Source organism: Streptomyces sp. NPDC000880 (assembly GCF_053599675.1).
Window position 1 is genome coordinate 138,069 of sequence record NZ_JBSFMS010000002.1, and the last position, 10,491, is coordinate 148,559.

Below are 10,491 nucleotides of genomic sequence, written 5' to 3' on the forward strand. Positions count from 1 at the left end.
GACATGGAAAAGCGCCGCGGAGTCCGCAGCGCCATCGACCTCCATAAGAACATCCGCGACCCCATTGGCTCAAGCAACGCTCGAATCGTTGGGCCATTGGCCCAGCCAGACCTAACGATCACGGCCGAGATGCGAGCCAACGGACTTCGAAGTCGATTACTGCGCGAACAAGGTCACCAGATGACGAGGGGCGGGCTCCGGACGCGCTCGCCGCGGTGGCGCAGCGTCACGCACTATGGAGAAGCCGAAGCCGCTGAGAACGTGAAACAGCTCGGTGCAGACGATCATGTTGATGATCGTCTGCATGAATGCAGCAACGCGATCACGGAGGGTGTCTCCCATGTCGAAACCACCGCTTCCCAAAGAGGCAGTCGCGCTGTTGACGAAGGCCAACCCGGCCGTTATCACGACCCTGCGCTCGGACGGCCAGCCGGTGTCCACGGCCACGTGGTACCTCTGGGACGACGGCCGGGTACTGGTCAACATGGATGAGGGACGTAAACGGCTGGAGCATCTGCGCAACGACCCGCGGGTGTCGCTCACCGTGCTCGACGAGGGCAACTGGTACACGCACATCAGCATCACCGGGCGCGTCACCGAACTCAGCGAGGACAAGGAACTGGCCGACATCGACCGGTTGTCCCGGCACTACCTCGGCCTGCCCTACCCGCAGCGGGATCGCCGCCGGGTCAGTGCATGGATCGAGATCGACCGCTGGCACGGATGGGGCACCTTGAAGGACAGCAGCCAGGCCGGGTGATGTCTGCCCGCCTGACCGCGTCCGTGCGCAGTTGGACTTCATGCTCCGCGCCGAAGACTTCATGGAACTGACCCCGCCGCCCAAGTCGCTTATCGTCAACGTGATTCGTGACGGAAGCCTCGGCTCGGCCAGGACGAGGACCATGACGTGGAGGATGATTGTGCGCTACCGCGAGCTGGGACGCAGTGGATTGTCCGTGTCCGAGATCGGTTACGGCGCGTGGGGCATCGGTGAGTCCGGCTGGGTGGGGGCCACGGAGGACGAATCCGTACGCGCCCTGCACCGTGCCATCGACCTTGGCGTGAACTTTATCGATACCGCCCGCGGTTACGGCGAGAGTGAGCGAATCGTCGGCCGGGTCGTCCGCGAGCGGGCCGGCGACGAGGTGCGCGTCGCGACCAAAGTGCCGCCGAAAAACGGTATTTGGCCGGCGCCCGACGGCTTGGACCCGGCCGAGACGTTCCCGGGCGAGCACATCCGCAAAAGCCTGGAGACCAGTCTGCGCACCAGCGAAGTGGACCACTTCGACGTACTGCAGTTCCATGTCTGGAGCGATGACTGGGTCGGCCGTGGCGACTGGCTGGAGACGATCGCCGAACTGAAACAGGAGGGAAAGATCCGCCTGTTCGGCGTCTCCATCAACGACCACCAGCCCGACAACGCACTCGCACTCGTACACAGCGGCGCCGTTGACAGCGTGCAGGTCATCTACAACCTCTTCGACCAGGCGCCCGCCGACGCGCTGCTGCCGGCCTGTGAGGAGCACGGCGTCGGTGTCATCGTGCGGGTGGCACTGGACGAGGGCGGCCTCACCGGTCGGATCACCTCCGGCACGACGTTCCCCGAGGGCGACTGGCGCAACCGGTACTTCCGCGGTGACCGCCTGGCACAGGTCGAACAGCGGGTGGCCGCCATCGTCGCCGACCTCAGCATCGCCCCCGATGAGATCGCTGAGAACGCGTTGCGGTTCGTGCTGAGTTCGCCGGCGGTTTCCACTGTCATCCCCGGAATGCGCACCGTACGCAACGTCGAGCGCAACACGGCCCTGAGCGACGGGCGTCCGCTCACCGCCGACCAGCTCGCCGTGCTGGCCAAGCACCGGTGGCAGCGCAACTTCTACGCCTGATCCCCGGGCTCCATTGCGGGGGCCGGGCGGTAGGCGGTTCACCCGCCGCGCACCGCCCGGCCGTGAGCGGTGTCGGCCGCCTCTCCCCCACCAGGGCGAGCACCTGCACGGTGCTACCGGGGCACCCATGTACCCGGCCCACCTGAAACAGTCCGGCCGCCGGGCTCGGATGCTTCTCAGGGTGCGACGTTGTGGTTCAGGCGGAACAGGTTGCCGGGGTCGTAGCGTCGCTTGATCCTCGTCAAGCGGTCGTAGTTCTGACCGTAGTTGCCCCGGACCCGGTCCTGGTCGTCGTGGTCCATGAAGTTCACGTAGCCGCCCTCCAAGGAGGAGGGCTGGAGTGCCGCAGCGAAGGCGCGCGCCCAGCCGACGTTGGCCTCGCAGTCGGCGCGGGTAGGGAGTGCCGGGCTGAGTGCGGTCGCGAAGTCGGCGTCCCGGTAGGTGAATGCGGTCTCCTCGGGCACCACCCTGTGGCAGGCGCCGTCGATGGGAAACACCACCGTCGCGCTCTGGATGGTGGGCGTCGTGGCGCCGTACTCGACGTACGCGTCGATGGCCCCGTCCGGCAGGCCCTGACTGAAGGTGCCCTTCCAGTAGTGGAAGAGGCCCGCGGGCAGCAGTTCGTCGAAGAGAGTGTTGATCACCGGATAGGGAATGCGTTCGACGTGCTGCCCCACGACCGGACCGAGGTCGTCGAGACGGGCACGGACCTCGTCGTCCTCATCCTCGGGGCCGCTCCAGCAGGTGATCACTCCGCAGACCGGCCGGCCGTGCCATCGCTCGGGCAGGAACGGCACCGGCGGGCCGAGCGCGACGACGAGCAGGGCACTGAACTTCTCGTCGGCGTCGGCGATCAACTCCCGGTATCTCCTCATCACGTCGCCGTCGAGCGGGTAGAACGTCGGCCCGCCGAGAATGCCGGCCACGGGGTGCAGCTGGTACTCGAAGGACGCGACGACCCCGAAGTTCCCGCCCCCACCGCGCACTGCCCACAGCAGGTCGGCGTTGTGCTCCTGCGTACAGGTCAGAAAGGACCCGTCGGCCGTGACCAGGTCGGCCGAGATCAGGTTGTCGCAGGCCAGCCCGCAGCGCCGGGCCAGATAGCCCATGCCTCCTCCCGTCGTCAGCCCGCCGATACCGGTACTGGACACGACCCCGCCCGTGGTGGCCAGGCCGAAGGCATGCGTGGCGTGGTTGACATCGGCCCAGGTGCAGCCGCCCTCGGCCCGAGCCGTACGCGCCTCGGGGTCGACCCGAATCCCGCGCATGCGCCCGAGGTCGAGCACGACGCCTCCGTCGCAGGTTCCGTAGCCGGAGACGCTGTGACTGCCGCCGCGCACCGCCAGCCGCAGATTCTGCTCCCGGGCGAAGTCCACGGTGGCGACGATGTCGCCTACGTCGACGGCCCGGACGATGATCGCCGGCCGCTTGTCGTGCATCGCGTTGTAGACCTTGCGGGCCTCGTCGTAGTCGGGTTCGCCGGGCTGGATGATGTCGCCGCGTACGGACCCCTGCAGCCGCTCCAACAGCGTGTCGTCGAGGGCTGGTGTGTAGGTGGTCATGGCCGCCACCGGCTTTCCGCGTCTTCGCAGATCCTCAAGGACCTTCGGGGACCTTCGGGGACCTTCAGGGACCTTCAGGGAATGGGAACAGCACTGTTGTAGGCACAGGGCCGGGCGACATTCATCGCCGGAACCGCCCATATCGCCGGAGCGCGCATGGGCGAAACAGCCCATGCGCCGCATCGCGTACGGGATCACGCAAGGCCGTGTGTGTACGCGTACGCCGTGGCAGCGGCCCTCGAGGACACATCGAGCTTCGCGAAGATGTTGTTCAGGTGACGGGCGACGGTGTGCTCGCTGATCACCAGCTCGGAGGCGATGGACCGGTTGGTCCGGCCTGCCGCGACGAGACGCAGCACTTGGACCTCGCGCTCGGTGAGCTCGCCGGGGAGCCGATGGTGCACAGTGCTGAGCAGGGCCGCCGCCCGCCGCGCGTCGGGCACCGCGCCCAGCCGCTCGAAGACCCCCTGCGCGACTTGGAGTTCCAGCCGTGCGCCTTCGTCGTCCCCCGCGGCGCGGTCGGCAGCGGCGAGGGTCATGCGGACCTGCGCCGCCTCGTACGGGACTCCCAAATCCAGCCACAGCAACAGCGCCCGGTGCAGCAGGGGCAGCGCACGTTGGAGGTCGCGGTCGGCGAATGCCACAGCGCCGCCCGCCGCCGCGGCGGTCGCATGCAGCACCGTGCTCTCGGACTCCCGCCGCTGCTGCCACTCGCGAGCGGCCGACTCCAGTTCGTCCGCCGCCGTACGGGCCTGGTCGAGCTGTCCGAGGGCGAGCGAGACCTCGACCTGGGCCGCGAGCAGCCGGCAGCGCCCGAGGCAGCCGGGGCGGCCATCATCCCCACCGTCCTCGGCAGCCAGCGCAAGCCTTAGGGCGGCAGCTGAGGAGTCGGCCTTGCCCTGGGCAAGGCGCAGCAGCGCGAGGCCCGGCTGCGGGTCGCGGCCGAGTTCGTGCGCGCGGTCGTACGATGCCTCGGCCTCGGCCAACTCGCCGCGCCGGCGCTGGATACCTCCGGTCAGGTAGAACGCCTCCGCGGCGATCCTCGCCTCGTAGGGCAGCAGCTCCCTGCACGTCAGGGCGGCCTCGGTCTCGGCCCGGGGCCAGTCACCGCACAGCTCCAGCACCTCCACGCGGTGTACCCGGCACAGACCCCGGAAGTTGTTCTCCTCAGGCATCGACGCACACCAGGCCATGGCGGCGTCGGTCCACTCAACGGCTCGTTCCAGGTCGGCGGAGGCCATGCACTGCTGGAGTCCCAGGCAGTAGATCCACCCGGTGAAGAACGAGCTGAGTTCGCCCGCCATGGCCGCGCACATGGCGTCGTCGAGCAGTGCGAGCCCGCCGGCGACCCGCCCCTGGGCCAGCAGCACGCTCGCCTGCGCCTGGGTGCTCATGGCGAGGAGATCTGGGCTGCCGCAGCGCCGGGCGATGCCCGCCATACGGCGGGCGCAGCTCATGGCCTCCTCGAACGCGCCACGCTGCTGTGCCTCGTCCGCTTCGACCCAGGCGAGATAGCACTGCTCGACGCACTCAGGCTCGCTGCTGAGGTGCTGCCGGGACCGGCGCAGCCAGCCGGCGGCCGCGGCTGTACGTCCCGCCAGCTGATACTCGTAGAAGAGCATCCAGGCGCTGAATCCGGCCTGCCGGACGGCGCCCGCCGCCACGTAGCCGGAGTAGGCCTTCGTCCGCGCTGTGATCGATTCCTCGACGCGACTGGTCCACCAGGCGGCATCGGCGAGTGCGGCGAGGTCGTCCGAGGTCATCCGGTCGAGTTCGAGGTCGCGCAGGGCGGTGTAGGCATCGGCCCATGCCTCACGGGCGACAGCGTCCCTCGCCTGCTCGATCGCCCGTTCGGTGCCGGTGATCTGCTCAGCCACCGCGGCTCCCTTCTCGCTTCCCCGCGAGCCGGACCACCCCTCACCAGGATAGGAGCCGACAGCTCCGACGGGCACTCTCTTCGCACATCCCTCCGGACAGTGGCTCTACTCGCCCGATGCAAGCTGGGCCGTTGGTACAGTCAGCACCGGAATATCGGACCGGAGGGAGGCGAGCGGACGATGGCGGTGGACGCACTCGACACCCGCATCCTGCGGCTCCTGATCGAGCAACCGCGCACCAGCGTGCGCGAGTACGCCCGGATCCTGGGCATCGCCCGCGGCACCCTGCAGGCCAGGATCGACCGGCTCGAACGGGATGGCGTGATCACGGGCACGGGGCCGTATCTCTCCCCCGCGGCCCTCGGGTACCCGGTCCTCGCCTTCGTCCATATCGAGGTCACCCAGGGGCACCTGGACGAGGTCGGCGACGCGCTCGCGGCCGTACCGGAAATCATCGAGGCGTTCTCGATCACCGGCGGCGGTGATCTGCTGACCCGGGTCGCCGCGCGCGACAACGGACATCTCGAAGACGTCATCCAGCGGCTGATCCAACTGCCGGGCGTGGTGCGCACACGCACCGAGATGGCGCTCCGCGAGCGGGTGCCGCACCGGCTGCTGCCGCTGGTCGAATCGGTGGGCCGGACGGCCGGCACCTCACGCTGAGCCGCACCTTGGCATGCTGGACCGCATGAGCACTTCGCGCACCCCTTCGGTCATCTTCGATCTCGACGGCACCCTCGTGGACAGCGAGCCGAACTACTACGAGGCGGGGCGCAGGCTCCTGGCCCGGCACGGCGTGCCGGACTTCACCTGGGAGCACCACACGCGCTTCATCGGCATCGGGACACGGGAGACGCTGGAGATTCTGCGCGAGGAGTACGGGATCGAGGCGCCCATCGACGAGTTGCTGGCCGGGAAGAACCGGAACTATCTGGAGCTGGCCCGCGCTTCGACGGAGGTCTTCCCCGAGATGCGGAAGTTCGTGGAACTGCTGCACCCGGAAGGAGTGCCGATGGCGGTGGCATCCGGCTCGTCCCGCGCCGCCATCGATGCGGTGCTGGAGGGCACCGGCCTTGACGCGTTCATCCCGACGGTCGTCTCCGCCGAGGAGGTTGCGCAGGGCAAGCCGGCGCCCGACATCTTCCTGGAGGCCGCGCGCCGCCTGGGGGCCCGTCCCGGCGACTGCGTGGTGCTGGAGGACGCACCTCCGGGCGCGGCGGCCGCACACGCGGCCGGTATGCGCTGCATCGCCATTCCCTACGTGCCCGCGACGGCCGACGACCCGGCGTTCCGGGCGGCGGGGCTGCTCTTCGCGGGCGGGCAGGCCGAGTTCACGGCGCGGGCCGCGTACGACTGGCTCGTTGGATAGCGTGGCTCAGCCGACGAAGTCCGGTTCAGGCGCGTTTGGTGGAGTCGAGGTGGGCGAACACCACCACGTTGTCCGTGTAGTCCTTCGCCTTCCTGTCGTACTCGCCGCCGCAGGTGATCAGACGCAGCTGCGGGGAGGGGGCGTCGGCGTAGACCCGCTGATCGGGGAAGCGCGCCTTGCTGAAGGTCTCCACAGAGTCGACCTTGAACGTGGCGACAGTGCCGTCTTCACGGGTGATGTCGACCTTGCTTCCAGGCTTGAGCAAGCTGAGCTGCAGGAATACGGCCGGGCCGGTCTTGGTGTCGACGTGGCCTGCGATGATTGACGTGCCGCGCTCGCCGGGACTGACACCCCCTTCGAACCAGCCGACCAGATTGCCGTCGTCTGGAGGTGGCGCGTTCAGCTGTCCGGACGGGCCGATGGACAACGCCGTGAAGGGCGCGTCGACGGCAATCTCCGTGATCGCGATCCGCTTCGGGGCAGAACGGGGCAGCGCCAGATCGTCGGCAGGGGCAACAGCGCCGGGTGCGGCAGGGGCGGAAGCCGCGGCGCGGGGCGGTGGCTTGAGTTCCACCGAGGTGCCGAAGGAGTTGTAAATAAGGAGGAAACCCAGCACAACCGCCATGGCAGGCCACAGCAGGGCGCGGCCGAGAGGACGGGAGGCGAGGGCGGTACCGGGAGGCTGCTGGGCGGTCATGCGAGCGTGCCTTTCGCGTACAGGGCGTCAGTGGGGCGCGGACAGGCGATGGAACAGGCTGCGGTGCGGGAAGGGCAATCGCCGCGGCCACCGCCCGGGAGGGGCGGCGGCCGCGACAGCAAGCGAACTGCTAGTGGTTCGGCCCCATCAGGCAGCCGCGCCACCCGACGTGTTGCGACGGCGCAGCCGGTACGCCCCCGCGCCGAGACCACCGAGCATCAGCACCGCGCCGGCAGCCAGGCTCCCGCTGGACATGGCCAGGGCGCCGCCACCGGTGTGAACACCACCGTTCGGCTTCTCGTGCTTCCAGGACTCCGACTTGTGGTCGCCCTTGTCGGACTTGTCGTAGTCGCTCTTCTCGTCCTTGTCGCTCTTCTCGTCCTTGTCGCCCTTCTCGTCCTTGTCGCCCTTCTCGTCCTTGTCGCCCTTCTCGGACTTCTCGTCCTTGTCGGACTTGTCGCCGTAGCCGTTCTCCTCGTCCTCGGCCGGGATCATGGCCAGGGCGCCGCCACCGGTGTGAACGCCACCGTTCGGCTTCTCGTCCTTGTAGTCGTCCTTCTCGTCCTTGTGGCCGTACTTCTCGTCCTTGTGGTCACCCTTGTCGGACTTGTCGTAGTCGCCCTTGTCGGACTTCTCGTCCTTCTCGTCCTTGTCAGACTTCTCGTCCTTCTCGGACTTGCCGTAGTCGCCGTTCTCGGACTTCTCGTCCTTGTCAGACTTCTCGTCCTTCTCGGACTTGCCGTAGTCGCCGTTCTCGGACTTCTCGCCCTTCTCAGACTTCTCGTCCTTCTCAGACTTGTCGCCCTTCTCGGCCTCCTGGCCGTACTCGCTGGAGGAGGAGCCACTGTCTTGGTCCTCGGCCAGGGTCAGGGCATATGCGGCGGGAGTGGTGATCGCCAGGACCGCGGAAACGGCCGCTGACGCGAACAGGGTGCGGGCAGAGCGCATGAGGCACATTCCTTTCGCCGCGACTACGACGGCCGACACTTCATCGGCTCATGGGATCGCAGGGGCGACGTGATTCACCGTTAGCCGGATTCCGGCTCCGCACCACCGGAGAGCACCGCATTCGAGCTACACCATGGGGCCCTTCGTGTGACAAGTGCCCGATAGTCACCCGTTAGACGGCACGCCACGCCGAAGAAAGGTTTCGTCCGTCGCCGCCCCGATCATCCGCTGACGGCTCCTCACTCTCGGCCTGACAATCCGCCTCAAGACAGCCTCGACCTGACTCGGCCGTTAACCTCTGTCCGGGCACCCCCCCTCGGAAGCCCAAGCCCGCCGGATCAACACCGGCCGGGGCACCATGCTTCCGCCCCCTACCCGCGGGTAATTTGGCTGATCGTCGTCTCACCGCGGCTGCTTCTGTACCTCTACGCTCCGATCACCGCGCCGGTGGGCAGTGCCTCCGTGGCACGACGGTCTGAGCCAGATGGAGCACGAGTGAGACGAACGCAACGCCACGGCGGACACCGCACCAGGGTCCCGGACGACCAGTGCCGCCGTCGCCGCGGCACTCGTCCTCGTCGGAACCGTCGCCGAGGCACCCACAGCACTGGCGGCACCCACGTCAGCGACCCCGGGGCCGGAGCGCGGGGAAGCCCAAACCACGGCGGGCCCCTCCTTCCGCCTCGCCGACATTCCGATGAAGGACGGTGTCGTCCTCAAGGCAAACGTGTTCACCCCCGCCCCCGGCAGCCGGCGCCGGCGCGCACGGCCGCTACCCGGTGATCGTGCAGCCGGCCAGCTGGGGGGCAGAACGACCTCGAGTACGTCCTTCAGGGCGGGAAACTCGCCGCACGCGGCTATGTCGTGGTCACCTACCTCTCCGAAGGAGAGGTCGACGTTGCGGGACCCAAGGACGTGGCGGACATCTCGTCGGACATCGACTGGGTCATCGCCCGGACTCCGGCCGATCCGCAGCGAATTGGGATGACCGGTCTCTCCCTTGGCGACGGCCTGACCCTGACGGGAGCTGCCGCCGACCCGCGGATCAAAGCGGTGGCTGCGATGAGCGGTTGGGGGGACCTGGTCGACTCGCTGTACAGCGGCGAGACCCGGCACCTGCAGGCCGCCGCCGCGCTCACCGCCGTGGGGGCACCCGCCGGTCGCGAAAGTGCCGAGTTCCAGCGAATGTTGGCCAGCCTGTTCGGCGACCGTGACATCCCCGACGTCGTCGGATGGGCGCGGACCAGGTCCCCGGCTGCGTACGTGGACCGCATCAATGCCAACGGCACGGCCGTCTTCCTCGCCAACGCATGGGGAGACAGCATCTTCAACCCCAGCCAGATCACTGCCTTCTATCAGCAGCTGACCGGCCCCAAGCTGATCGAGCTGCGTCCCGGCGACCATGCCACGCAGGAGGTCACGGGCCTGCTCGGACTGGACAACGCCACCTGGGCAAGCGCGCTCACCTGGTTCGACGAGCACCTCAAGAGCAGCGGCGGCACGCCTCGGCCGCCGGTGGAGCTGGAAGTACGGCCCGGCGGTGCACGCGAGAGCTATCCGTCCTGGCATGCCGTCAGTTCCCGGATCGAGCGGCTGCAGTTGGGCAGAGCGGGCGCGTTCGGCACCGGTGCGCTCGACGGCGGCACGCCCGGGAGCAGCGGCACGGCTGGGACGGGATGGCAGACGCCGGTCGTCGGCGGTACGAACTCGGGCGCCGACGGCGGCATTACCGAACTGTCCGGGCTGCTCGACCAGGTCGCCAAACTGCCGCCCGTCGTCATGGTCCCGTTGCTTCCCCGCTGGGCCGGAGCCGTATGGCAGTCGAAGCCGTACGCGGCCGCGCAGCACATCCGCGGAGCCGTCAGGCTGCACACGACCGTCACCGCTCCGCGCCGGAAGGCACGGTGATCGGCTACCTCTACGACGTGAACTCCCTCGGCGTGGGGAAGCTGATCTCCCACGGCCCGCAGAGCTGGTCCGGCAGGATGCCGGGGCGGGCCTTCCCCCTCGACATCCCGCTCTTCGCCACCGCCTACTAGGGCTTTGTTAGGTGGTGTCGTAGGGCTGCCAGGGGGTGGGTTGTCGGCAGGTGGGGCAGGTGCCGGTCCAGCGGGGCGAGCCGGGGCGGGTCGACCGGCCGCGCCTGACGGTC

At 68.5% G+C, this 10,491-nt stretch carries 11 protein-coding genes; 6 read left to right on the forward strand and 5 right to left on the reverse strand.

What is annotated here, in order from left to right; translation table 11 throughout:
* Positions 1 to 156 precede the first annotated feature (156 nt).
* Entirely contained in the window at positions 157 to 441 is a 285-nt protein-coding gene (locus ACWDO5_RS01605) for a hypothetical protein (protein WP_450527473.1), read from the reverse strand.
* On the opposite strand from ACWDO5_RS01605, the gene ACWDO5_RS01610 reads away from it, so the two are divergent.
* Together ACWDO5_RS01610 and ACWDO5_RS01615 are read left to right on the forward strand one after the other, a co-directional pair.
* Positions 341 to 760 carry a PPOX class F420-dependent oxidoreductase gene (locus tag ACWDO5_RS01610; RefSeq protein WP_450527448.1) on the forward strand — a complete coding sequence of 140 codons (420 nt, stop codon included), beginning with the start codon at positions 341 to 343 and terminating at the stop codon, positions 758 to 760. The genes ACWDO5_RS01605 and ACWDO5_RS01610 overlap by 101 nt on opposite strands.
* A 160-nt stretch (positions 761 to 920) precedes the next feature.
* Complete coding sequence (locus tag ACWDO5_RS01615; RefSeq protein WP_450527472.1) at positions 921 to 1,886, forward strand: aldo/keto reductase; 966 nt, start codon at positions 921 to 923, stop codon at positions 1,884 to 1,886.
* A gap of 176 nt (positions 1,887 to 2,062) precedes the next feature.
* Here ACWDO5_RS01615 and ACWDO5_RS01620 read toward each other — a convergent pair whose 3' ends face one another.
* Both ACWDO5_RS01620 and ACWDO5_RS01625 read right to left on the reverse strand, forming a co-directional pair.
* Complete coding sequence (locus ACWDO5_RS01620; RefSeq protein ID WP_450527450.1) at positions 2,063 to 3,448, reverse strand: FAD-binding oxidoreductase; 1,386 nt, start codon at positions 3,446 to 3,448, stop codon at positions 2,063 to 2,065.
* 194 nt (positions 3,449 to 3,642) lie between these two features.
* Positions 3,643 to 5,325 (reverse strand): LuxR C-terminal-related transcriptional regulator, encoded by a 1,683-nt coding sequence (locus ACWDO5_RS01625; protein ID WP_450527451.1) that lies wholly within the window; start codon positions 5,323 to 5,325, stop codon positions 3,643 to 3,645.
* Between the two features lie 180 nt (positions 5,326 to 5,505).
* Here ACWDO5_RS01625 and ACWDO5_RS01630 point away from each other — a divergent pair, with 180 nt between their 5' ends.
* A complete protein-coding gene (locus ACWDO5_RS01630; RefSeq protein WP_450527453.1) occupies positions 5,506 to 5,988 on the forward strand; it encodes an Lrp/AsnC family transcriptional regulator in 483 nt (160 codons plus the stop codon).
* Between the two features lie 25 nt (positions 5,989 to 6,013).
* Positions 6,014 to 6,694 carry an HAD family hydrolase gene (locus ACWDO5_RS01635; RefSeq protein WP_450527455.1) on the forward strand — a complete coding sequence of 227 codons (681 nt, stop codon included), beginning with the start codon at positions 6,014 to 6,016 and terminating at the stop codon, positions 6,692 to 6,694.
* A 25-nt stretch (positions 6,695 to 6,719) separates the two neighbouring features.
* Here the strand turns inward: ACWDO5_RS01635 and ACWDO5_RS01640 are convergent, their stop codons facing one another.
* Together ACWDO5_RS01640 and ACWDO5_RS01645 are read right to left on the reverse strand one after the other, a co-directional pair.
* The gene (locus tag ACWDO5_RS01640) at positions 6,720 to 7,391 is read right to left on the reverse strand and encodes a class F sortase (RefSeq protein ID WP_450527456.1); all 672 of its coding nucleotides are present in this window, start codon (positions 7,389 to 7,391) and stop codon (positions 6,720 to 6,722) included.
* Positions 7,392 to 7,538: 147 nt separating this feature from the next.
* A complete protein-coding gene (locus tag ACWDO5_RS01645) occupies positions 7,539 to 8,339 on the reverse strand; it encodes a hypothetical protein (RefSeq protein ID WP_450527458.1) in 801 nt (266 codons plus the stop codon).
* Between the two features lie 864 nt (positions 8,340 to 9,203).
* On the opposite strand from ACWDO5_RS01645, the gene ACWDO5_RS01650 reads away from it, so the two are divergent.
* Complete coding sequence (locus tag ACWDO5_RS01650; RefSeq protein ID WP_450527459.1) at positions 9,204 to 10,247, forward strand: CocE/NonD family hydrolase; 1,044 nt, start codon at positions 9,204 to 9,206, stop codon at positions 10,245 to 10,247.
* On the forward strand, positions 10,244 to 10,378 hold the full coding sequence (locus ACWDO5_RS01655; RefSeq protein ID WP_450527460.1) for a hypothetical protein: 135 nt from the start codon (positions 10,244 to 10,246) through the stop codon (positions 10,376 to 10,378). The genes ACWDO5_RS01650 and ACWDO5_RS01655 overlap by 4 nt, the downstream gene beginning before the upstream one ends.
* Positions 10,379 to 10,491 lie beyond the last annotated feature (113 nt).

Excerpts from the sequence above, each read along its gene's own strand:
- ACWDO5_RS01610 (WP_450527448.1), top strand. The coding sequence starts at position 341 with ATGTCGAAACCACCGCTTCCCAAAGAGGCAGTCGCGCTGTTGACGAAG.
- ACWDO5_RS01620 (WP_450527450.1), bottom strand. The coding sequence starts at position 3,448 with ATGACCACCTACACACCAGCCCTCGACGACACGCTGTTGGAGCGGCTG.
- ACWDO5_RS01630 (WP_450527453.1), top strand. The coding sequence starts at position 5,506 with ATGGCGGTGGACGCACTCGACACCCGCATCCTGCGGCTCCTGATCGAG.
- ACWDO5_RS01635 (WP_450527455.1), top strand. The coding sequence starts at position 6,014 with ATGAGCACTTCGCGCACCCCTTCGGTCATCTTCGATCTCGACGGCACC.
- ACWDO5_RS01640 (WP_450527456.1), bottom strand. The coding sequence starts at position 7,391 with ATGACCGCCCAGCAGCCTCCCGGTACCGCCCTCGCCTCCCGTCCTCTC.
- ACWDO5_RS01645 (WP_450527458.1), bottom strand. The coding sequence starts at position 8,339 with ATGCGCTCTGCCCGCACCCTGTTCGCGTCAGCGGCCGTTTCCGCGGTC.